Here is a 23,040-nt window from a genome sequence, read left to right as displayed (position 1 = left end):
TCGTTAGCGGACATTAGGACGGTCGAGGCTCGGAACGTCTGCTTACGACCCAGTTTCAGACGTTCGTCGAGAGTACCGCTTGCTCGCCCCTTTGCCGTGCAGCAAGAGCCTTATGTTCGAGAAACGATTTATCAGTAGCAGATAAAAATCTAGGCCCCGCAGGTTCAATGCGGGGCCTAGGGGTTTGGGCGCTGCAGGGATGGGTCGCGTTGGGCGGCGCCATAGAATGCAGTAACGTCTTTGGGTTAATTTTGGATGAGTCTTGCATGAACTCGGGAGAAACAAGCTGCAGATTGGATAAAGGAGGTATCGCGACCTCATTCTTGAATTTAGGCGGAAATTTTCTCGGAATGCAGCAACATGGTATTCGCTAGAGAAAGAGTTTCTACTTAATATCGTCAGCTAATGGTTGGGGAAACGGCTAACAAGATCGTCCACAATTGGCGAATATAAAGGTTTGGAGAACTCCAACCCCGCCTTTCCATCGCTTGTCCACGCTGTGAAAACCGCCTGTGCTTCAATGCCGGCAAATTTGATCGCGTAGTGCCAGTAGACTATTGGGATACCGACCGTAATCTCGATATAGCAACCACCTTCGGAAATGTCTTTGATGACCCCACGACAGTAAGCGCCCCTACCGTCTTTCATCATGGCATCAATGGACACGGACCGTCGGTCGCTGGCTCGACGGTCTTCATACCTTTGGGCGCGTTCGTCTCTCAATTTATGCCAGCCCTTGGCGTCGGGTTTAATTGAATGAATTTCGGCGGTCGTTGCGGCTGCGTGCTTTGGCGAACAAAGGGAGTGTTGCCCGCTCCAAGCGCCGCGAGAGGCATACCAGCTTCTGCCAGTAGATACGGCGAAACCCGATGGCGGGTCATAAAGCCGCTGTATCCGTCGCTTATCAGAGGCGTTTCGAATTGCAGGCCTTGGCTAGATTCAGTCGAATGAATGATTTCGCTGACCACAAGTTGCCCGCCACCAAGATCGAGAACAACCTCGGTCCCCACCGGAACGTTTGCCAGCCCTTCAATCCTGGCACCTGTCTTCGACAAGTTTCGCAGCATGATATCGTAGTAGTGATCTTCGTGAATAAGACCGGCCCTGCGATAAATTGACATTCGATCTGTCCGATAGCGAGGAGGCCCTTCAGCCTTGAAGATCCACTCCCCTTCAGCAAATTTCGCCAGGATCTCGTCCTGACTTAAGGGATGAGAATATACATAGCCTTGGACCAAGTCTGCCCCGCGCTCCGTTACGAGTGCCAGCTCGTCCATAGCTTCAACGCCCTCTGCGACGGTTTCCATCTGAAGTGCCCCCGCAAGTGCTACGACAGCCGAGATGATCGCTGGATTTGAATCGCCGCTTTCGGTGCAACCTCGCACAAAACTCTGGTCGATCTTGATCTTGGCGAATGGCGCTCGCTTGAGATAACCCAACGAGGAATATCCGGTGCCGAAATCGTCCATGGCCAATCGAATACCCAGACGGTCGAGCTTCTCGAAGGTCTGGTCAACGGCGTCAACGCCGCCAACGAATACACTTTCGGTGACCTCAAGCTCTAATTGTGAGGGCGCAAGCCCGCTCCGTTTCAGCGTCGACGCGACAAGTTTGGGCATATTGGCCTGCAGGAATTGCTTCGCCGAGACATTCACTGCCACTCGCAGATGATCCGGCCACTGCGCCGCATCCTGGCAGGCTTGCTCAAGGGCCCATTCTCCAAGCTTAAGAATGAGGTCGCTTCTTTCGGCAATCGGAATGAACACCGAGGGTGAAATCGCTCCTTTTTGGGGGTGATTCCAACGCATCAATGCCTCGAAGCACTTCACCCGATTTGTCCTCGGGTCGACGAGCGGTTGATATATCATGTTCAACTCACCGCTCTCGAGAGCATCGCGCAATTCTTCTTCGAGACGAAGGCCAATGTTGGCCGCATCACGAAGCTCGGCCGTGTAAAAGCGATACAGGCCCCGGCCATCCTCCTTGGACCGGTAGAGCGCCATATCGGCAGAACCGATCAGCTCAGTTGCGGTTATGCCGTCGAACGGGGCAATCGCGATCCCGATCGATGTTCCAATGTTGGCCCGTCTGCCGTTGATCGAATAGGGCTGAGACAACATCTGCACGATACGTCCCGCAAGTTCGCCCAGCTCACCACGATCCTCGAAGTCTGGAAGGAGGATTTGAAACTCGTCTCCGCCTAGTCGGCCCACTTCACCGATATCCTTTACCAGTGCCTTGAGACGATCTGCGACCTGCTTGAGTAATTCATCACCGGCCGGATGGCCCATAGTGTCGTTCACTTGTTTGAAGCGGTCGAGGTCGAGCATCATCAAGGCACAGCTGCGTCCCTTGAATGACTGCAATATCCCAGCCAGTCGCTCGCTTAAGCGACGTCGATTGGCTAAACCGGTAAGCTCATCGTATTGCGACTGTCTTGCAATTTCTTTCTGCGCTCTGAACTCTTCTGTGACATCGGTAGCGTTTCCCCGATATCCTTTGAAGTCGCCTTCTTCATTCATGAATGGGGCGCCGCAAATGCGCCAGTAACGAGTGCCTCGCGCTTCAGCGCCTTGACCAGGCGCAACCTTAACGATCAAATTATCAAGGGTCGTCCTAGATTGAAGACGAAATGCCAAATTGCGGCTTTCGCCTTTACATTCTGCGCTACCGCAGTCCCGGAATACCTCTACCAACGGTCGGCCGAGGAGATCTGCCGATTCACAACCCAAAGAGGCTATCGCGTTCTCTGACAGGTAAGCGATGCTGCCATCAATGTCAGACGCCCAGAAAATTCCGACCCCGACCTCTTCAATCTCCCTAATGATCGAGAAGTCTGAATCTCTCGCCGATACACTTTTGCTCGCTTTGGAGCCCAAAGAATCCCTGAAGGACTTTCGGAAGTTCTCGAATGACATAATGGAACCAATCGATAGCGTGCGACCCGCTCTCCCTCCTATCTCTCATATAGTCATGTAAGATTGGTTACCGTCGCATTAGGCTAAATCAGACGTCCGTTTCCCCCAAAAAACCGACCGGCAGACATCGACCCAATAGGGGCCGTAATAGTCAGGCGCGGTGTAGCGGCAACCTTAGGTCTTTTGGGTCGGCCTGTGCCCGAAATGCGCGAACTTGCGCCCGAAGGCTGCTTATTGGTCGTTCTACGAGATGAACCAAGGCGAATGAAAGCGGTACCACGAGCGCCAGTGCGGCAAAGAACATGGCCCAGTGCTTCTGATAACCGTCTGCGAAATCGAAGAATGGTATCGCAGTCAAAATGCAAAGCACCGAACCATGGGCAAGATAAATCGGGTAGGAATGCTCGCCTATTCGATCATCCCAAGCTTGTCGGGGAATGTGGCTCAATCCCCATACCGCCAGAGCCTGCATACAAATCAACGGCAAAACCCATAGCGACACCAAATCGTGTTTAGTGCCCGAGACAATTGCCGAATAAAGTATGGCCATCCCGGTTAGTGAAGCTCCCACCAGCCACGACACCTGCATTGGTCGCAGCCTCGGCATGTAAGTAATTAGAGCACCAAGGGCGAATGGCAGGCTTGCACCTGCAAACGTATACAATTTTTCGCTGTCTGAAAGCAGCCAAAGCGCGGCACTAACAACCAGCCACCATGCCAGCCGTTCCCGAGTAACAGCGACGAACGGAATTAGGCAGTAGAAGACCAACTCCACCATAATTGTCCAGGTGACTGGATTGAGCCGCGCGCCCGAACGGACGTCGATTAGGAAAATATTGCGCAACCAGTCTATCGTTGTTTGAGGAACCTGCTCGGTTCCGAAACGCGGCTCGCCACCAAGCATTAGGACTGTCGCCGCGAGGGCAAGGCACGTGATGTGGCAAGGATAAATTCGTAATAGCCTGTTCGCGCAAAAAGCTCCGATTCGTCCTCGATAGACACCTCTGCAAGCCGCAGTCATTAAGTAGCCAGACAAGACATAAAAGCCGAACACGCTTGCAATACCGACATGCGATACTGCGGTATGCGCAAGCACGACCATTAGCGCCAAAATGGTTCGATAAGTCCCTAGCATCGTCGAAAGGCAGCTTACCAAATGCGGGTTATTAAATCGTTCGCTACCGTCGCAACACGACAGCGGCAGAAAATGCGCGAAGGAGCCTGAGATTTTTGAAGACTGACTCCGCCAGAATCGGTCCTGTAATCGCCTTGTAGCGGTAGGGTACCAAGTCTGCTTTCCACCCAAGAGCAGCCCAAGTAGCCACCATACGGCTCTCCTGAAAGCTGACAGTCTGCTTTGCTGCGTTGCCAGCCGAAAGGGGCTGGTCGGCTAACGACCCAAGAGCAGACACCGGGATGAACTGCTGCGAGGCGTTGGCTTCGCAATCCACGTAGCTACTGCTTGCTGGTAGCGGAGGAGGGACTCGAACCCCCGCCACGCGGATTATGATTCCAACGGCACGTTTCTCATCTACTCGAACAATGCCAGCATATCGGCTTCGGAGCGAAGTTTTAGCGAAACAAACTGGTTTTCGTCATCCAGGGTCAGCGGCAGACCGAAGTGAGCCATGGTATCGATCAGGAAGCTCTGGGCGTCTTCTGGCTGTTCGGTCGCGAATTGCCGCAATATCGCGATATCCGTCTCGGTTGCACCAAGTTCTCTAAGCACCCTGAAATACAGGCTTACGCGATCACTTTCATCGGCGTCCTCGGAAGCTGCCTGCAAGGCGCGCCAAACATTGTAGAGGTTGTGTTCAGGCAAGGCTGCATCAGTAGCAAGCGCAATAAGGTCTCCGCACGCGTAACTGGCGCGAAAGTTTTGCATCTCACTCGCGCGGGATAGCGGGGCATCTTCAAGGTGTGCGAGGCAATCGCGGTAAGCCTCGCCATATACCTCGAAAAGAAACGCTTCAGGATCATCCGCCAGCTTCGCGCCTATATTGTGCGAGAAAGTATTGGCAGATCCTTCATGGACCCAAGCCCCGCCCTCGCCAGCGAAAAGGGCGCGTATATTGCCCCGTTCCTGTTGAAAGACATGGGCCGCTTCGTGGGCAAGGAACCAACGTACATAAGTTCGGATCTCGGGTATTGGCTCGCGCAGATCGGCGCCGCCCATTTCCAGCGAAAGCAAGCGTCCGATTGCGCCGCCTCCCAAGCTCAATCCTTCAGTTTCATAGCCCCTGAAAACCATCAGGATCCGCGCGGGCTCGGCCAGTTCGATACCCCAGCCATCGGCAAGTTCGGTGAAGATAACACCCAAATCGGAGTCAAATGATTCAACCAGCCAAGTGGGCAAACCGTCATCCACATATCCGGCAAAGTTTGCACCCTCGATTGGCTCGGAGTCACCTACGAAAATATAGGTGCCATCGACGCCTGAGGGCCGGCCAACATAGGCATCGCCACGTCTTGGCGAGCTTAACGATACAGAGGATTCCAAAACCGGCTCAGCCCAATCCTCTCCGGTCCCATCGAATCTTGTGGCGTCATCAAGATTGGCAAGCGGTTTGACCCGAAACTGCCCGGTCAGCACACCGAAGCTGCCATCGCTGAACGGTAGGAATGGTGTGTAAGCTGCCGGTAGATTGCCGGTATGCGGGGTGAAACGAAAGGTTGCCGAGGTGCCCGGCTCATCAAACACAAAGCCTTCCATCTGACCGATCCGCCACATGGACACCCCGTCGCTCAAGGGTTGCCATTCGCGGTAAACGACAGGAGCCTGTGAGAGGACAAGCGCTCGCTGCGGTTCGACAAAGTTGTAGGTCACAGTCCATTCGCCGGCGTCGCTTTCGACTATATCAATAGTTACCGGGGGAGCACTGTCTTCGGCGCTTGCACCTTGCGCGGTAGCCAACATGATCGCCGCGGCTAAAGGCCTGATTGTCACGAACCTGCTCTCCTGATCACTGATGTGCGAGTGGCGCGCCCGGGCGCGAACGCATTGAGGCTAAGACACACACCAGCATCAATCAACGAGCTGGCAGCTTTGGTAACCCGGGATCGGGCTGAAGCTGGATTGGTAGCTGAGGAAGGACTCGAGCCCGCGAAACGCGGATTATGATCCCGCTACACATAGGTTTACTGCGAGAGCTTCAGTCGCCAGCCAGGTGCTCAAGAGGTATGTCCGCTAACCACCCAATAGCGGACGCCAGCTCGATCTGAACTAGCGCCCGAGTTTGGTCAGATCTCTGTCTCTTCAGCCAGGGTCAGGGCGTCTTCGATATCAACGCCAAGATATCGCACCGTATTTTCTATCTTCGAATGGCCAAGCAGGATCTGGATCGCCCTTAGGTTACCAGTCGCCTTGTAGATGATTGAAGCCTTGGTCCTGCGTAGTGAGTGCGTCCCATAATCTTCGGCTCGAAGACCTATTGCGAGGGCCCACTCGTCGACGAGCCTTGCATATTGGCGTGTGCTCAAGTGTCTCGTCCTGTCGACGCGGCTCGGGAACGCATAGTCGTTGAACGAACCGCCTCGCTTTTCAAACCACGCGTCCAAGCTCGCCCGCGCGTCTGTAGCGATTTCGAACTGCACTGGTCTTCCTGTCTTGCGTTGGGTGATCGCAGCTCTTCTCCTGATTTCAGAGCCGCTGACCAGATCACCAATTTTCAGCTGGACCAGGTCGCAGCCTCTAAGTTTGCTGTCGATCGCAAGGTCGAACAGGGCCCTGTCCCTCAATCGCTGCTCGCGATCGAGAAAGAACCGGATCGCCCAGATTTGCTTCTGAGTGAACGGGCGTTTTGGCCCGACCCTGGTTCCCAGGTTCCAGGGCACGCGGTCATGGACCGCTTGAGTGCATCGCGAGATTTCCATCATGATTCTCCTTGGCCGGAATGGCCGCGGAGAACCTCGGCTTGCAGGGCCTAAGAAATCGGCGTCCTTCGCAAGACGGAGCCTTGGCGTGATAACGTGGCGCCAGGGAAGCGGGAGGAGACCATGCCAGGACCCGGAAGACGAAAGCGCGCCACTGCAGAAGTGCATACGCACCTGTCCATCGTGATGGAGGATTGTGAGGCATCTGTTTCTGCGAGGGTCAATCACTACGCCTACGAGCCGCAATACGCCTTCCAAACGCTGGACGACCAGCCCGTCTACGAATTCCGCAATGCCCTGGTTGTCCGGGGCAGGATAACCGCGCCCGAGGAGCGGGAAGACGATTGCTGCGAGATCACGCTCTACGGCGAGGCATCTCCTGCGCGCGATCTCGATGCAAGGCTGGCGGACATCACGGCGCTCGACAAGCATGGTGCGCCGCGCTTCCGAACTTATCGGGGGAGGGAAGTGCCCGTCTATAAACCGCCGGATGGGCTCGGCGTTCTCGACAAGGCGAAGGGCGAGCCGCTCTGGCGCACAAGCCTGTTCATCAAACCCTGGTTGGTCGAACAGTGGATGGCGCTTCTGGGTTCTTCGCGGGACCTCTTCATCTCGTTGCACGAGTGCAAGGTCGGCCGGAAGCGCTGGGTCAGGGGTATCGAGCTCGGCACGGCAAACCCGGAGGAGGAATGAGCCGGCCGGGTTGGCAAGTTATCTTATGTTAAGCGGGGCTCGAGGCTTCGCTTTCCCGTATCTCCAAGTAATCGTCTGGAAGGAATAGGGAGCAAGATTCGGCGGTCATATCCTCGAAGCGAAAATAAAGGTAACCCGCTTGTCCATCTTCTCCTCGAGGCTGTCGATTCCTTGGTATCGGTTGGCCAGAGTCATGAAGGCACACGAAGAGCCGATATTCGAGGTAGGTGGTCATTGCGAGGTCATGGAGTTCTACGATCGAGTTCTCTTGCACAAAGAGCGTCGAAATCATCGCTTCGGTCATCACGGGATCGTCCGCATCGACTTCTCCTGTCAGGGACCAATATGCCAACATCGATTGAGCGCGGTTGAGCGTGATGCGATGCCAGTCATAGGGCGCCGTCTCTGGGTCGAGCAGGTCAAGTGAAGACGAGTATGTGGTAACGGAGTCTCGAAGCGAAGCGCCGTCCTCAGCGAGGACTCCATAGACCTGCTGCAGGCTAGCCAGAGTCCCGCTGGCTAGAATCATCAATGATGTGCTGGCTTCGACTAGCTCTAGCGCTTCAACGACGGCCTTTAGGTTGTTAATTCCCTCTACGTACAGGGGAATATTATCGTAGTCGTAATACAAGTTATAAATGGAGTTCCCTCGGTTTATCGTGACCATCATCCATTTGTCCCAGTCTTCGTGGGAAAGGTAATAACTTGCGACTTGGTCTTGGGCCGATATTGCCTCGCGTATGTAAGATTCGTCTCCGGTTAAAATACCGATTTCTTGGATGACGTTGGCTCGCTCTGAGAGGAGCATGTAATAGAAATCTTGGTTTAATCCCCGGGAAGAGATTTCCTGAAGGCATTGGTCAATTAGCGACAGTGCCGTCTGATAGCTTTCCAAGGAATTTGTCTGTCTTGCCTGGAGAGAATAGATCTGCGCGACAGATAGAAGTTGATTGATCCAGATTTCCGGTGCCTCCTCTCGATCCAAAGCATCGAGCGCATTTTGCGCCAGCTCTCTGCATCTAGTGGTCAAGTCGGCGGTGGCAGACATCCTGCTTGCTTCCGAGCAAATCGTTGCACTGTTCGCCATGGCTGCGAACCAAGGCCAGCGTTGCTCATCTTGGGCAGGGTCAAGGAGCGGAAGAACGTTCGACTCGAAGATGTCTAACGCCGCTACGAGCGGCGGTAGCCTATTTGTGCTCCGTCCCTCGCGCCAGCGTACCATCGCCGCATCGAAGTAGAGCCCGGCTCTCTCGGATCTCATCCTCAAGTCAAGCAATTCCGCGGCTTCGACGTTGACCTGAAACGCTCGTTCATAGTCGGAGGTTAACTCGGCAAGAGCGTGCCGTGTTCTAACGATGGATCGCCAAGGAGACTGGCGAAACTCGTTACGCATCTCGATTTCATGCTGCTTGCGGGCCAGGAGTTCCAAGGCCTGTTCGAATTCGCCAGCTTGCGCGAGCATTAGTGCGGTGTCGAGGGCCTGGTAGTCTGAGAAGAGCTCCGAGATTTCTGGGATAACTTCTCTTTCAGCCTTCAAGCGTTCGTTCTCTGCAAGAAGGGCCTCGAACTGGTCTAGGCGTTGCACTAGCAGGGCAACGAAGGCGTCGTAATTTCTTCCTGGGAGCTCAATCTCGATAGCTTGGGCTATGCGAATGATTGCAGCCTCGGCGACTTGTCGTCCCTCGGCCTCTTCTCGGATTCTTTCCGTGAGGAGCTGACGCTCTGCCGAGGAACTCGGCCGAAGAAACTCGGGCATGGTCTGGGCTGATGCCCCTTGCGGGAACGATAGCGTGAAGGCCACGGCGTATCCCACGAAAATTGCGATCTGCTGGGTTACTCGCACCTGACCAACTCCACGATCGAATCCCGATTTGTGCGGTCATTCCAAGTTAACGTGTGAACCGGCCCCTGATCATCGAGTTCAAAGCTTGCAGTCTGTCCAAGTGCCTCAACCGGCAATTCAGCCCTGACTTCGAGAGTATCGTTTCTGGCCGAGAGAATGGTGCCGACAAACTCCCAGTCCGTGGTTCCATTTTCGATCTTCAACGCCGAGATTTGCAGAGTGTCGTTCTCTAACTCGAAATCTAGAATCGTCCTGCAATTGGCGCGGCCCCATCGCCCACTAATGCGGCCGGCCAACTCTGCTCGATTATCTGCCTGCCGTTCCATGCCCTGCAAGATCCGATTTGAGTCTGCGACAGTCCTTTCGATGATAAGGGGCGTACTTTCTTGCGCGGCTTTTGGCTCGATGAAAGGTGTCACAGTTGTCTGGGCACTGGCAGCGGCTGCGGTCGCAGCAGTTAGGATGGCAAGTGATCGACCGCTTACAATGCTACGCTGCTCGAAGTCTGAGAGCTTGAATAGGTCGCTCAAGTAGACCGTCGACAGCATGACAACCCAGCCGATCAGGCCGATCAATAACGTAACTGGTAGCCAGTTTTCTTTTTCCGCCTGGGAAACAAAGAAGATGGCCATGCCCATCGCGATGACGAGGGAAATCAAGACCACGTTTTTCTTAAATGGGACCTTCATCAAGCTTCTAGCGCCCTCCACCCGGTCTGGGAACATGATGGGCGTTCGGACGCCGCTGTCAAAGCATAAATCTGGCTTGTAGGTGGCCAAGCTCGTGGAATCCTTGATGCTCTGACACCTCAAGCGCCCAACAAGCTTGCCGCGGGAAGTAAGAGTAAACGAAGCTCCGTATCGCGCGAGCCGCCAGCCAGACAAGCTGGACGCATGGCGCATTCTCTGGCTACCGATTAGGGGGATAATAGCTATGACGCCGCTCATCGACACGACATTCGACGTCTATTCAGACACACCGGAGGGGAGAGATCCCGATCGTCATAGCCCGACACTGCGGCGGTACCATCAACTGCTTTGGGGTAAGCTATTGCCCGGCGGCACCCCGTTTGAGCTAACTCGCGATCGATATAGGATCTATCTGCATCACGATTCAGCGCTAGGCCAATTCGCGCTTTCTAGTGACTCGTTCGTGCACACCTATCGCTACATCAAGGCGACAAGGCCAGTAGTGTCGCGGGTGCCAATTGCAGAACTTGAACAGTTCTACGCGATTTGCAGCACGATTGGTGGATACATCATCTTTCCTTCCAACCGGGTCGATGGGAAGCCAACGATCAATGGAGCACGAGGTCTCAATCGGAAGATCAGGGACCGCGCAGACCTCACCTTGGAATGCATCCGCAGGCATTACGATGGGCAAGAAAGCCCTCTGCGCGAAGTCCTTGCAAGGTACGCCGACTTCTTTGAGATCTTCCAAGACTTTGAAGGCTACGTTGACTTCTTCTTACTCCAAGACTTGGTGGCGGGACCGGGCAAGAGTGTCCGGTTCTTCCTTCCCTTCGAGGACTTCGACCAAGGACCTTTGCCTGCGACCGTCGACGAATACCGGGCGTACATGAAAGCCGTCGCAAACTTCGTTGTCGCTCGGAACGAGCGCATCGAAGCGTATGCGCGCCTGCTCTCTTAGAGAGGCGTAATGCTAAGGCCCACCAGATGACATGGATTCAGCCACCTCAAAAACCAAAAGCGAACAAGGACGAGAGCACGCGGGCAGCGAAGCGCTCGCTGATTAGAGAGCCGCACGTCGAGCCCTTGACGCGTTATGTTGAGCGATTGCGTAGAGAAGGGCCGGCAGGAGCCCAAGTCCCATATTTTGACCCTCACGACGGTGGTATCAAAGCGGAAGCCTTGTTCCTCCTCGAGGCGCCCGGGCCCAAGGCCTTGGCATCAGAATTCATTTCAAGGGACAACAACGACGAGACCGCGGCCAACCAGTTCCGGCTCCAGCTCGAGGCCGGCCTTGAGCGTTCGCAAGCCGCGCTTTGGAATGCAGTGCCTTGGTACATTGGAAACTCGGACCAGTCGAAGATCCGGCCTGCGAAACAGTCTGACCTTGTCGAGGCGCTGCCTTTCACACTGGAGCTATTGGGCCACTTCCCAAGCCTCAAGTGCATCGTGTTGATGGGCAAGAAGGCCCAGGCGTTGGGGAAACTGGTACAGTTCGAGCTGCCCGTTTTCGAAACGCGGCATCCAAGCCCGCTTTCAATCAACCGTGACCCACGCAACAGAGACAAGCTTGTCGACGAGCTAAGGCTGGTAGCCGAGTGCCTGAGTGCAACAAGGACTAATACATCAGATGCGTTTTGAAGGATTGCCGTGTTTGCCGAAGATCGGACCCGTCCTCTGCATTCTTAGCCTTTAGTGCGCCTCGAACTACGCCTGCGGCCAAGGCGATAGTTACATCGATTCCGCACGGGGCACTTCTCGCAATTCGGATTCCGCGCTTTGCAGACGAGAGCCGCGAAGTCGAGGATAGCCCAGTTTGCCTCTGCCGGATTCGCGCACCGAGAATACCAATGCGCGGCTTTCTGTAGCCACGGATCGTGACGAATATCAGCCAACCGCCGCGGTCTAACGAACCGCTCAATAACCCGCGCCATGTTTGTATCTAGGAGTGGCGCCGGCTTTCCATGTTGGAAGATGGTGATCGCGTTAGAGACGTATTGCCCGACTGCGGGAATATCACGGTGCCCTTCTGGATCTGCCGGGAAATCGCCGGACCTCGAGGCTGCATAGCGAGAAAGTCCGATGAGCGACTGCGCCCGCCGTCGCCAAAGACCAAGCGGCTTCAGGAAATGTTCTAGATCGGCGGGCTCGGCAACCGCGAGGTCTTCCCACGTGGGAAACCTCTCGAAGAAGGAAGAATAGAAGTTGGCGACCGCGCTGGCGGTGGTGCGCTGGAGGAGCACCTCGACGACGATCTTCTCGTAAGTTCCAGCCGAGGATGAACGCCATGGGAAGTGCCGCCCATGCTCGGCCATCCAGTCTAAGAGGTCCTTGCGTAACCGCGTAAGCTTGAGCTTCTCACCTGTTTTCAGCTGGTCTTGGCCAGCAGGAGTCCAGAGCGGATCAGGCAGCTTCGGCCTTCTTCTCGTCGACTCGCGCCTCGGCATCTTCGAGGACCTTCCTGAAGTGATTGCCAACACGCTCCGCCAAGCCAACTGGTACGGCATTGCCAATTTGCGTGTACTTTGGGACCTCGCGGTCAAAGACCCCCTCCCGGGGATTGCCTGCGCGGCGAATGCCCCCGGTAGTCCGCTTGCCCTTGAAGACGTACCAGTCAGGGAACAGTTGGAGCCGTGCCCACTCGCGGACGGTCAACGAACGCGGCTGTGAAAAGTGAACGTAGTCATCGGGCAGGGATGTCGCGGTGATGCTCGGCCCCCGATTGCCCCACGTCCTCGGGAGCACCCTCTGGGCGAATTTCTTGGTCTTGGCCCAGTCGGGAATCTCGCCGTTGTTTCGGATCATGTAGGAGAATTTCTCGACGATCTTCATGCCGTGCTTGGAGTACTCGTGGTCAGTGAGCGTCACGGGCACGTTGCTAGCGCTCCCAGTTGCAGGGGCACGCATCCTGCGTTGCATCTCTGTTGCTGGCGGAGAGGGGTATTCTGTCGTCTCGAATTTACCCTTGGGATAGTCTCCACTCTTGAGAACGTCTTTGACCCTGGGGTCTTCAAGATCCCCCAACAATTCCTCAAGGCCTGGGCAATCTGATGGCTCACCTTTAGGGAGGAACCCACACGCGACTGCGTCTTCCTCGTCAGCAGCAATGTCGATGACCGAGTTACCCTCGACCAAGTCATCGCGAATTCCGACGAGCAGGACACGCGGACGGTTTTGCGGAACACCGTAATCTCCGGCCCTAACAAGCGACCATCGAACCTCGTAACCAGGTATACTCCGGAACTCGTCCAGCACATCTGGCCAGATTTTCCGGCCTCCTTCCTTTGTCCACTTGGCAGACAGGAGTCCACGCACGTTCTCGAAGAGAAATACCTTTGGGCGGACACGGCGGATAATTGCCGACATGCGCTGGTATAGCTGGTTCGAAGGAATGTCCTTCTTATCTACGGAGTAGGAACGGCGATGGCCGATCCCCGAATACCCTTGGCAGGGGGGGCCTCCTGCGAGCAGTTCGAGGCTGCTGCCCCCATTGCCCGCGTCAGCCTCTTCCTTCGTGGGGAAAGTGATCCCAACCTCTGAAAGGTCCCTGACAAGCTTTTCAAGCCGCTCGCCTTCCAGTTCGTGCGCATCATTGCAGCGCAAGTGATCTTGGTCTCGGAAGAGCTTGCCGCCAACCTCGTGATGCCGATTTGCGAGGTAAGTTTCCATGGCGTGCTCGTTAAGCTCATTCACGAACACCGGGGTGAAGCCAGCATTTTCCATGCCTAGCGAAAGCCCTCCGCAACCTGCGAAGAGGTCGATCATGGTCGGGCCGAGATTGTTAGCTTGCATGAGTACTGAAGGGCCCGATTGCAGGCCCAAAGTCAACCGAGGGAGCCGCAGATTCACACACCATTCGTCGCTGGTCGCGACCGCTTCCTAAGGCTTGGCGAAGTTGTCGCGCATGCGTTTCGCGAATGCCTCGAACGACAGGGTTAGATTGGCCACGTACTCGAGGCGGCTACGAGTTTCCTCGTCTCTTGGATTGGCCCGTAACTTCGACCTGAGACGGGCTTTTTCTCGCTCGATCTCGGCGGCGTGGCAGACGATGAGGACCAAGTTTTCCCGATAGTCAGCAATGATCTGGTACCCAATGTCCTTGAGGGCTTTGGAGGCGGCATCGGTCCCGTTACCGGTGACCAGGTATTTCTTAGCACCTGTCTTTAGCTCGCTTGAGGCTAGTCGGGCTCGGTCGTTTGTCGAGATCTGAACCGCGATGAACGCGTCGACTTCATGATCTCTGAAGTCATCGACCGCGGGAATCACGTAGTCGGTGTCAGACCCCTTCTTCGACTTGTATTGTTTCCGATAGTCTCTTCCTTCCGTAAGGCCAGCGGCATTCAGGATGGCCTCCGCCATGAACTCTCCCGCGTTACCGGCATTGCTCTTGTTCGATTGTCCAAGGCTGGCATTGAGGACTCGGCAGAGGATCGCATTCAGCCTGAATTGAGCAACGGGTGACAGTTCATTTGGCTCTAGAACGTGGGCAAATATCTGTTCGAGACCCTCTTCCAACGGCAATAGGTCTTTGATCCTTTGCGCGTTCACGGGAAAGTCAAAATAGATCTCGTCTTGGACTCGGTCGTTGATCGTCTTGAGCGTCGAGAGGAACTCGTTCACCCGGTCGTCTAGACCGTCGAGGTCATTCTTGGCTGCAAAGTCTCGCTTGCAGGCTTCGGTCCTCTCCTGCCGCTCGTCGTCCAATGTTGAACGCACACTCTTTATGAGGCCGTCACTACCAAGCAGCTTGCCGCGCAGGTAAATTTGGATTTCCGACGCGGCGGTGTGCCAATCCTCGCTATCAAGCTCTTCGATCAGATGTTTCAATGACTTCCCCTTGATGCAGGCCGAACTTATCAGGCTCTTTCCGGGGCGCAACAGGGTGCATGCACAAGGATACTGTGTGAGCTTGGGCTCGCGATGGAGCCTGTGACCACGTCGTTAAGCGCTTCGGTCTCGATCTGCTGAACCAACCCGTGATCTAACGAAGCCCGTCTCTCTCTCACTAAATGGCTAGAGCTTGGCGTCGCCGCGAAGTACCTGCAACATCTCGCTGTTAGAAAGCAGCTGCGCCATGGTGACGTTGATACATGAGGTCCAAAACTTGGTTCCGTTGTCGGGATCTACTTGTCCGGTGTCCCAGGTAGTCCCGTGGGCATCGAGAGACGAGATATCGATCCCACCAACAATGTAAGCTTCTTTGAATCTTCCCAACGTCGATACGGGCTCAGACGCGTCTCTATACAGGGAGATGAAGTAGTAGAAATCAGGACGCTGGTGCTCGTGGTTGTACAGTGGGACCGAGTTGTCGTAATTTCGACGCGGGAGCACCGTCCGGTCCTTTGTCTTCACGTCTAATCTTAGGCCGTTCACGACATAGTCGTGGTCGGTCAATTCTGTTCGGTTTTCGAACGGGACCTGGAAGTGCTCGAGGAAACGCTCAAACACGACTTCCCCGATACAACCAATGATGTTCGCATCGCGTTCGCGATGTGAGTATTCAAAGACGGGCAGCGCATCGGCCCTCGACTGTGCATCCTCCAAGATCTCGGGTGAAAGGCGGAGCCGCTTATAGGTGTCTGCCATGAGCCTAGCGGTTGTAGAACTCGACGAAATCCTCGTGCATCGAGGCTACTCGCTTCAAGAGATTTGCCGCGGCACTATCCTTGTCTCCAAGTGAAATCACGAGCGTATCAATTGGCCTCGTCAAAGAGATCATTGCCCACCTCCAGGCCGCGTTCCTTGCCCTTCGAACAGGGTCAGTAGAATCGTCGCTGGCGTTCACTCGTCGAAGCTCCCAGTCTTCGCGATTGGCGATTGCAAGGTCAAATCGGTCAAGGACAGTTACCCAGCCCTCCAAACCCCTATTTGATTCGTATTGCACGATGCGGAACTGGGAATTGGAGCGTGGGAAATCCTGTCGAACGACCTCGTCGACGGCATCCCAGGTCTCATAGCCCTGTTCGATCAGCAATCTCGAGAGATCGCTCTCGCGGTGGCCATCGATCTCAATCACTGCCGAGTGGGGGACGCAGTGGAGGAAATCGACCAGGTCGTTGCCATCGCGCTTCGCTACTTTGACTAGCTCGCTTACCAAGGAAGGGTCTTCCCCGTACTGCCCTTCAAGCAATATGACCTTCCCTCCCGCGGCCTCGTCGTTGGGTTCAACTTCCCAGTTCAGCCCGGCTTCTGAAGCAACAGAGTTGGCGAAAATGCCGAGGTTCTTTTTCATGCGAAGACACCGAGACAAGTTTCGCTCGGTTGCCTCGTGCCCTTCGCCAAGCGTCTTCGACCAGTTCGTGGGGCGCCCGCGGAGGAGCTGCTCGCGACCATCGGCGATTGAAATTCGCTGACCTCCGTAAAGAGCGGAGAGCAGTTGGGCTTCCGGTTGAGGCCAGTCCTGTGCCTCGTCTACGATGATTACGTCTACATCGAAGCGATCGAGATCTGCATTGAGGACCGCTGCGATGTCTTCTCTTGTTATCGCTCCTGCGCGTATGAGCTCCAGGGCTTCACTGCATTCTTGTTCGTAAGTCTCGTAAGAGCCTTTCTCTTCTGGGCTGCTGACACCGAGCCGAGAAAGCCACGAGTATGTGAAGGACATTGCGGTTCGCACCTCTACGCCACCTCCATCTCCGAACGATGGGACCCCCAGCATGGCTAGGCTTCGTCGGATGTCCGAGGCGAGGGCATTGTTGTAAGTTAGGATTAGGCATCGCTTTCCATGGCGTTCGAAAGCCTCGTGGGCAGCTTGCAACATCATCACGGTCTTACCGGTGCCGCCATGCCCGCGGATGTGAACTCGCTGCTCCCCTAACTTGGCTGCGATCTCAATGGACTCTGGCCGCCTAGCGGCGATCCGGTCCATCTTCTGACGATCCAACCTCGTCGGCACGATCCCGCGGAAAATCGGGGCCTCGAGGGCCTTTCTAATATCTTCCGGCTTGCCAGACGAGATCGAGTATTCACCCTTGTATCGGTATAGGCCGTACACTCCTGCCACGGCTGACAGGAACTCGCCTGCCTTAAAGCCACCGGCAACAGCACCGGCATCTGGTTGCGGGCGTCCAGCTATTTTCGGTAGCTCATCGATCCCATCGAGGACGACGCAGCGATAGACAAAGCAACTCAGGTGCTGGTTTTCGAACGCTGCCTTTAGAGCGTGGACTTGCTTGACGTTCTGTTCCGTCGCGCTCTTCCATCGCCCCCGGTAGCGCACGTTGATCTCGTCACCGTTTATGGAAATGCCGCTCCCGTCTTGCGACTTCACTTCGACTGCGCAGACGAAGCTCTTGACCCTCACTTTCACGCCGGAAACGTGCTTGCCTTCACGATCCTTTGTCGGTCGCCGCACGGCATAATGCCTTGAGCGAGCAAAGACAGCCGCGATCACCACGTCGATGTCGCTGACGGGTCCACCTGACAGCTTCGCGTTCGCGGCTATCTTGACGTGTTCTTCAATTGCCGGGCTCTCTGCCAGCCCTGGCCATTGCGATGCGAAGACTTCACGGAAGTGATTTGCCACCTCGAATTCGCGGCTACCCGGAATGCCGATTACCTCGATCATCCCCGGAGCCTTACGAGTTGAGTAGCTGGATTCGCAGCGAAGTCGCGGGCGTCGACAAACCGGACCATCGCGTGGGGCCCGAGGTCAGATAACAACGAGTGGCGCGCGGCCTCTTGCCTTGGCTGGAGTAGCCCCTCTTCAAAGTGCCAAAGTGGGTGCGAAAGTACCAAGGCGTGTTCGCCTCGAGCTATCGTCACCAGGCCGGAATGCTCGTCGATCTCGACCTCGAGACCGACCTGCTGAGCAAGCTTCTCGAATGCGGCCACGATGGGATCATCTTTGCCCTTCAACCAGCGGCTCTCGTCGAGCTCGTGTCCCAAGGCGATTTCCGCGAGATCGAGCGCGAGCCGCCAATCTAGCAAGCCATGCGTGAAGCGATTGCCGTAGTTGCGTAGGCAGTCTGGACAAGACCGGTCACAGTCACGGGAGTGTGAAGGCGATTGCCATCGCGTCTTCTCCCGTTGATAGTGGGTGTCAAGCCAAGTCCTGAGGGTTTCGGGTGCAGCGGCCATCCGGGAGTAGCCAGCACCGTTCTCGAGGGCATCAGCAAGAAAGATTTGCTCGGTCCGCGTTTCATCGAGCAAGAGCAATTGGCGACCAACTCTGAATTCATCTGGCGATACGTCTAGTTCAAATGCCACGGCTTGCTTAAGGAACTCTGCGAAAGACGCGAGCGCCGGGCGCGTAGAGACTTGGTCTACGTCGAGAACTCCGTTTTTCCCGATTCCGCCGACTGCTCCAGTCCCTGCGAAGACACAGCTCATGACGTCAGTCGTAAAGACGGCACCGATTGCACCTCTCTCGATTACCTCCAAGTTATTCACGGCGTCCGCGACGTCACGGTCTCGGTATGAAATCTCCTTGACCATCACGCGGTCAAATTCGCCCCGTGCAAAGTCGTAGAGCTTACCCTCGTTATCGTTGACGAGTGCGATCGCGTCTTTCTTGAACGAGAGCTGTAAGGGGCCAACAGCCTTCTCAGTCGAGTACTCGGGCTCGAAAGACATGACGGGAGGCGGCAAGGCTGGCCCCCGAGCTCGCTGGCCGTCGTAGTCCCTAGTTTTCCAGAACGCCATGAAGCCGCGTGGTTGGAAGAGTGGGAAATCGAGGCTCTCGTTTCCGCAAACGGCACATTGCTCCGCGTTCCCGTGGGAAATCGCGCCGCAATCGGCATCGATACAACGCGTGTACCGCAGCGAAGGACCCAACGGATTTTGCTCGTTGCCAACCCCCTGGAAACCGTCGCGCTTCACGGCAAAGCCATATGCCGTGAAGAGCTGCTTGTCCTTCGGGATCTCGGCGCCGGGGGAGAACGCCCAGACGGCATGATCAAGCGGGCGGTCGCTGATTACAAGGTCATCGGCTTTCCTCGCGCCCGTCTTGTCGTGGAACAGCGACCTGACTTGGGTCGGGAAGCCAAACATGGGCAGGATCCCAGCGACGGCCAGCCGGTAGCTCAATTCGTCCTGGATGAATCGCTGGTCAGCAACTGCCTGGTCGATATCCGAGACAAGCTGTTCCCTTAGGTAGCTACGTACCGCGTCGACTGCACTAGCTTCGAGCGGTGACTTTACCGCTAACCTGTCGACGACGCCGTCCACCTGCGGGTCGTTCGCGAGCCAATCTGCAATCATGTCCCGATAACGCTCTGGCCAATCCTCGGCGCGTCCGAAGGCGCCGTGCGTGCTCTCTGCGCTACGCGCAGGCTTTTCTTCTCCAAGTGAGCCGAATGCCCGGCGAAGGCACTCCGCGGTGGCGACGCGTTGCATGATCTCGGCACGGCCGAGATCAAGGCGTGGCTGCGGGGGAACATCCCCAGTCATTCGTTCTGGATTGTTAAAGTAATAGTCGTCGTGCGCGGCGCCTCGCGAAACCGTCACGGCGTAAGAAAAGGCCTGTCCCTGTCGGCCAGCACGGCCAACTCGCTGTTGGTAGTTGAACCTCTGGGGAGGCATGTTCGCCATCATCACGAGCTTTAGCGAGCCGATGTCTACACCGACTTCCATCGTCGTGGTAACGGACAACGCATCGATGCCGTGGGTTAGCTCTGTTTCCTCGTCGATGAAGGCCTGCGCCTTGAACAAGCGTTGCCTGCGCCTTTGCTCGCTAAGCGGCTTCGTTTGACCGGTGAGTTCCCATGTAGACAGCCGGTGAGGCTTCTCGCGTGCTGCCCACGAGTAGTAGTCTTCACCGACAGAGGTGACGACCTCGAAGTTGCGAGACCTGCAATGGGGCGTGGTGCAAACGGTAGTCGGGAACACTAGGCCGATGCGTGAGCACTCTTTGCAGCGCATCGGCTTGAGATCGCCGGCAGGCCTAATTTCAAGTTTTGAAGCCGAGACGTCGCTAGTCTCGAGGATCCAATTCTCGTTGATTATCCCGAGCCCGGCGAGCCTTTCTCGCACTTTCTCGGTGAGATCTTCGGGGGCCTTGCCCGTCGCGGCCGCTACTTTCTCGATGTAAATCCGCGCGTCAGGTGGGCAAGTATCGACGCCGCGGTATTTCCCGCTCCCGGAAAACAGCTTTGCATGGCCAACCAATCGCACGACGTTTGCAAGTAGGCCATCCGCCTGTTCCCGCGGTAGCCCAAGAGCTTGCGAGTGATCGCCCATGACCCCGATGTAGCCGGAGCCCATGGACTCGATATCCCGTCCAGCCCGGTCAAAGAGCGATAGTGCGATCTTGGCGGCGCACTTCGACGTGAAATGGTCGAGCCCTTGTTGCTTGTGTTCGGAACTCAACTCTTCCCAATTCGCGCCTGTGGGCCTTGGAAAGAACTTCCACCAGGGTGTTTTCGAGAACTTCTGGAGGTGAAATTCCGGGCCCGCAGGGTTTATGCCTTTTGAGACCATCTGGTCGCGGAGCGAGGTGACGAGGGATGACCAGCTCTTTCCAGTTGCATGGCTGGCGGCCTCGAGGTGCTCGAGGATCTCGATGTCTCCCGGGTCTGCAATCCCGGCGCTAAAAAGCTTGGCAGCTTTCCAGCTTCCAGGGGCTGCGGACTCGGCAAGCTCCTTGATCGTGGCGCTCTCGCCCGATGGCTCACTCCCACCGACCTCTCTTGCGACCTCGATGAGTTTGTCTCGGGAGGGGACCTCGGTCGGGGTCATCGAGGACTGGACTAGCTGTCTGACGAGGTCGCGGAAGTGGTAGAGTTCAAGGCCGGCGGCGAGGTCCGCAGCGTCGTCACGGCTATCGGTGAACGCTATCATCTTTTCCGGTGAACCATCCGCGCTGATTGCAACCGCAGACCTGTCGGCAACCAGTTGCGTCGTTGCATTCAAACCCGTGCGGAGGCCGCGGATTGGCGTTTGAACGGTCCCCGAGTAGAAGCCCTCGAGGTCTTGGCTATTGAACCACTTCTTCTCGCTCTCGCAGCGCGGACAACACTCGGGCAGTCCCGCAACCGAGTCCAAGTCAGCAGGTGGGCAATAGATCAGGCCAGTCCGATCTTCTTCCCCCTCGGCTCGCTGCAACAAGCCGAGCTTCGGATCAAACTTGCCTGCCCCGAACGAGAACGTGTGTGACCCGCTGCCGCTTTGCTTTTGATGAGTCCAAGGTTGTAGGCCAGAGTGCATCGCCCCTCCAGGCCAATACCACCTGAATTGCTTGTGTGGTCGCTCGTAAACCATGCCGGGGGGCACGAGGCCGCTGCCAGGGCGAGTTGATTGTAGGAATGCTCCGCCGTCTACCTCGACATCAGGCTGGTGCAGGACGAAACCGCCAAGAAAGGCTTCGCCGCAATCATAGCAGTACATGAGTTCGAGGACTTGGCCACCGCAGCCACACTTGATGGCCGGTGACTTGAAGAGTCTACCGATCTTGCGCTCTTGGGTGCGGAACTTCTCGTCGAGCTCGGTACAATCTGGATTTGAGCAAGCCCACATGCCTTGGACTTGGCGCAAGAACGCGTGTGACCGGAAGGAGGGTTTAGGGGCTTCCCACGACCCCCGGTCTTCATGCTGGGCAGCAGAGAGAAGCGCTTCGAGTGCTTTTGGGTCGGCCGTCTCACCGAAGAGGGCTTTCTCGATCTCCGAAATTCGCGAGGGACGGACGGGGCCATCGGTCCTCGTGCCGGCAACGCGACAGGCTGACGCTAGCGCTTCACGGGGCGAAAGCCGTCGTGAAACCTCTGCAGCTGCTTTCGTGGCTATCGCTTGGTCTTCCGACAGGAGGTCGTCGTGGTGCTGCAGCAAGACGTCTTGCTCGATCGGCATTTGCATTTCGAATGGGCGGGGCTCACCTGGCAAGATGACGAAGGTCGAGCGATCAACGCCAAAGAACTGTTCGAGGTATTCCTTGCCGCTAACTCCATCTAGCGATGCACTAGTACCGATACACCGGAGTTGGTCGGAGTCCTGGTCGAGGCCAAGTCGATCGAGAAGGTTGCGAACGACAAGTGCGACCTCTGTGCCCTGCGTGCCTCGATAACCATGAAGCTCGTCAACAACGAGCGTGAATGTCGCGCTGGAGTCCTTCTTCAACCAGTCGCGCGTCTTTTTGAAGATCGGCGCCTCGATATCGCGCAGGAGCATGATGTTGAGCATGCTCGTGTTAGTGATGAGGATATCGGGTGGGGCTGCCACCATGTCCCAGCGAGTCAACATTTCGCCGCAGTACGGGTCGGAGAATTGCGCGATGGCTTCGACGCGGTCCTCGACACTATCTGGATCTGCCTCGATGGCTGCGCGAAGGTCGCGCGTTTCTCGTGCTATGTCCTTGATCTCGCGCGCGAGGCTATTCACGCGTTTCCGGTCGTCTGCGAGCAGCTTTGCCGGTGGGAAATTCGTGCCACCGGGGGTCGCACCAGTGTATCGTCCGAAATAGAACAGCGGCGAGCCGAGGAGCTCTTTACCCCTAATTGCAGCTTGGCGCAGGCGCGACACTTGGTCTTCGACGAGCGCGTTCGTGGGGTAGAGAACTAGTGCTCTAACCGCGGGATCTATGTTGGGTTCACCGGTGCTGCGCAGGTGCTTCCAACAATCATCGCTCCTACCGAGTTGCTTTTCCCACCACGGGTTGATGTCCATCCCACCAGGCAAGGTTGACCGCTCTTCGATAAGGCGAGCAAGCAACGGTAGGAGGAAGCTCTCTGTCTTTCCCGAGCCCGTACCCGAGGTCACAACGACGTTCTTTCGTCCCTCGCTGTCGCCAGCGAGCGCGTATTCTAGTGACTCGGCTTGGTGTCGGCGAAGCTTGATATCATCGCGTCCGAACACGATGGGGCCGAGTTTCTGTCCAGTATGACTGGATAGGCCAGCTTTTTCGCAAGCCGCCTCTACCGGTACCTCCGAGGGGTAAACGGGCACGGCTTCCAAGAGTAGCTCTTGCGCCATGACGCCTGGCTCCAAGAGCAGCTCTTTGCGTTCCTGCATTATGGCTTCGTCGCGCATCCAGAAGGCGGAATCGTAGTATCGCAAGTAGGCCTCGCGGACATAATCCATGAAGGCTACAGGT

General features: G+C 56.2%; 16 protein-coding genes. 3 read left to right on the top strand and 13 right to left on the bottom strand.

The window, feature by feature from the left end; translation table 11 throughout:
• Positions 1-402 precede the first annotated feature (402 nt).
• The 5 genes from OZN62_RS06810 to OZN62_RS06790 form a co-directional block, all read right to left on the bottom strand.
• Entirely contained in the window at positions 403-666 is a 264-nt protein-coding gene (locus OZN62_RS06810) for a PilZ domain-containing protein (RefSeq protein WP_269102072.1), read from the bottom strand.
• Between the two features lie 53 nt (positions 667-719).
• The gene (locus OZN62_RS06805) at positions 720-2,918 is read right to left on the bottom strand and encodes a putative bifunctional diguanylate cyclase/phosphodiesterase (RefSeq protein ID WP_269102071.1); all 2,199 of its coding nucleotides are present in this window, start codon (positions 2,916-2,918) and stop codon (positions 720-722) included.
• Positions 2,919-3,069: 151 nt separating this feature from the next.
• Positions 3,070-4,053, bottom strand: a complete 984-nt coding sequence (locus OZN62_RS06800; protein ID WP_269102070.1) for an acyltransferase family protein — start codon at positions 4,051-4,053, stop codon at positions 3,070-3,072.
• 396 nt (positions 4,054-4,449) lie between these two features.
• On the bottom strand, positions 4,450-5,865 hold the full coding sequence (locus OZN62_RS06795; protein ID WP_269102069.1) for a hypothetical protein: 1,416 nt from the start codon (positions 5,863-5,865) through the stop codon (positions 4,450-4,452).
• A gap of 293 nt (positions 5,866-6,158) precedes the next feature.
• Entirely contained in the window at positions 6,159-6,791 is a 633-nt protein-coding gene (locus OZN62_RS06790; protein ID WP_269102121.1) for a tyrosine-type recombinase/integrase, read from the bottom strand.
• A 162-nt stretch (positions 6,792-6,953) separates the two neighbouring features.
• On the opposite strand from OZN62_RS06790, the gene OZN62_RS06785 reads away from it, so the two are divergent.
• Positions 6,954-7,484 carry a hypothetical protein gene (locus OZN62_RS06785; protein WP_269102068.1) on the top strand — a complete coding sequence of 177 codons (531 nt, stop codon included), beginning with the start codon at positions 6,954-6,956 and terminating at the stop codon, positions 7,482-7,484.
• Positions 7,485-7,512: 28 nt separating this feature from the next.
• On the opposite strand, the gene OZN62_RS06780 is transcribed toward OZN62_RS06785, so the two are convergent.
• Entirely contained in the window at positions 7,513-9,285 is a 1,773-nt protein-coding gene (locus tag OZN62_RS06780; protein WP_269102067.1) for a hypothetical protein, read from the bottom strand.
• Between the two features lie 32 nt (positions 9,286-9,317).
• Positions 9,318-10,106 (bottom strand): hypothetical protein, encoded by a 789-nt coding sequence (locus tag OZN62_RS06775; protein ID WP_269102065.1) that lies wholly within the window; start codon positions 10,104-10,106, stop codon positions 9,318-9,320.
• A gap of 154 nt (positions 10,107-10,260) precedes the next feature.
• Here OZN62_RS06775 and OZN62_RS06770 point away from each other — a divergent pair, with 154 nt between their 5' ends.
• Positions 10,261-10,977 (top strand): DUF6994 family protein, encoded by a 717-nt coding sequence (locus OZN62_RS06770; protein ID WP_269102064.1) that lies wholly within the window; start codon positions 10,261-10,263, stop codon positions 10,975-10,977.
• 26 nt (positions 10,978-11,003) lie between these two features.
• Positions 11,004-11,657 (top strand): uracil-DNA glycosylase, encoded by a 654-nt coding sequence (locus tag OZN62_RS06765; RefSeq protein ID WP_269102063.1) that lies wholly within the window; start codon positions 11,004-11,006, stop codon positions 11,655-11,657.
• A 44-nt stretch (positions 11,658-11,701) separates the two neighbouring features.
• Here OZN62_RS06765 and OZN62_RS06760 read toward each other — a convergent pair whose 3' ends face one another.
• From OZN62_RS06760 to OZN62_RS06735, 6 genes are all read right to left on the bottom strand, one after another.
• Positions 11,702-12,331, bottom strand: coding sequence for a hypothetical protein (locus OZN62_RS06760; protein WP_269102062.1), 630 nt, complete (start codon positions 12,329-12,331; stop codon positions 11,702-11,704).
• An 88-nt stretch (positions 12,332-12,419) separates the two neighbouring features.
• Positions 12,420-13,781, bottom strand: a complete 1,362-nt coding sequence (locus OZN62_RS06755; protein ID WP_269102061.1) for a DNA cytosine methyltransferase — start codon at positions 13,779-13,781, stop codon at positions 12,420-12,422.
• Positions 13,782-13,895: 114 nt separating this feature from the next.
• Positions 13,896-14,843, bottom strand: a complete 948-nt coding sequence (locus OZN62_RS06750) for a type II restriction endonuclease (RefSeq protein WP_269102060.1) — start codon at positions 14,841-14,843, stop codon at positions 13,896-13,898.
• Between the two features lie 186 nt (positions 14,844-15,029).
• On the bottom strand, positions 15,030-15,602 hold the full coding sequence (locus tag OZN62_RS06745; RefSeq protein ID WP_269102059.1) for a hypothetical protein: 573 nt from the start codon (positions 15,600-15,602) through the stop codon (positions 15,030-15,032).
• Positions 15,603-15,606: 4 nt separating this feature from the next.
• The gene (locus tag OZN62_RS06740; RefSeq protein WP_269102058.1) at positions 15,607-17,583 is read right to left on the bottom strand and encodes a nuclease-related domain-containing DEAD/DEAH box helicase; all 1,977 of its coding nucleotides are present in this window, start codon (positions 17,581-17,583) and stop codon (positions 15,607-15,609) included.
• Entirely contained in the window at positions 17,580-23,027 is a 5,448-nt protein-coding gene (locus tag OZN62_RS06735; protein WP_330848769.1) for a DEAD/DEAH box helicase, read from the bottom strand. The genes OZN62_RS06740 and OZN62_RS06735 overlap by 4 nt, the downstream gene beginning before the upstream one ends.
• Positions 23,028-23,040 lie beyond the last annotated feature (13 nt).

The organism is Aurantiacibacter sp. MUD11 (assembly GCF_026967575.1).
Taxonomy (GTDB): Bacteria; Pseudomonadota; Alphaproteobacteria; order Sphingomonadales; family Sphingomonadaceae; genus Alteraurantiacibacter.
This window is presented reverse-complemented; position numbering and strand designations above follow the sequence as displayed.

Excerpts from the sequence above, each read along its gene's own strand:
- OZN62_RS06805 (WP_269102071.1), bottom strand. The coding sequence starts at position 2,918 with ATGTCATTCGAGAACTTCCGAAAGTCCTTCAGGGATTCTTTGGGCTCC.
- OZN62_RS06800 (WP_269102070.1), bottom strand. The coding sequence starts at position 4,053 with ATGCTAGGGACTTATCGAACCATTTTGGCGCTAATGGTCGTGCTTGCG.
- OZN62_RS06790 (WP_269102121.1), bottom strand. The coding sequence starts at position 6,791 with ATGGAAATCTCGCGATGCACTCAAGCGGTCCATGACCGCGTGCCCTGG.
- OZN62_RS06770 (WP_269102064.1), top strand. The coding sequence starts at position 10,261 with ATGACGCCGCTCATCGACACGACATTCGACGTCTATTCAGACACACCG.
- OZN62_RS06765 (WP_269102063.1), top strand. The coding sequence starts at position 11,004 with ATGACATGGATTCAGCCACCTCAAAAACCAAAAGCGAACAAGGACGAG.
- OZN62_RS06760 (WP_269102062.1), bottom strand. The coding sequence starts at position 12,331 with ATGGCCGAGCATGGGCGGCACTTCCCATGGCGTTCATCCTCGGCTGGA.
- OZN62_RS06755 (WP_269102061.1), bottom strand. The coding sequence starts at position 13,781 with ATGATCGACCTCTTCGCAGGTTGCGGAGGGCTTTCGCTAGGCATGGAA.
- OZN62_RS06745 (WP_269102059.1), bottom strand. The coding sequence starts at position 15,602 with ATGGCAGACACCTATAAGCGGCTCCGCCTTTCACCCGAGATCTTGGAG.
- OZN62_RS06740 (WP_269102058.1), bottom strand. The coding sequence starts at position 17,583 with ATGATCGAGGTAATCGGCATTCCGGGTAGCCGCGAATTCGAGGTGGCA.
- OZN62_RS06735 (WP_330848769.1), bottom strand. The coding sequence starts at position 23,027 with ATGGATTATGTCCGCGAGGCCTACTTGCGATACTACGATTCCGCCTTC.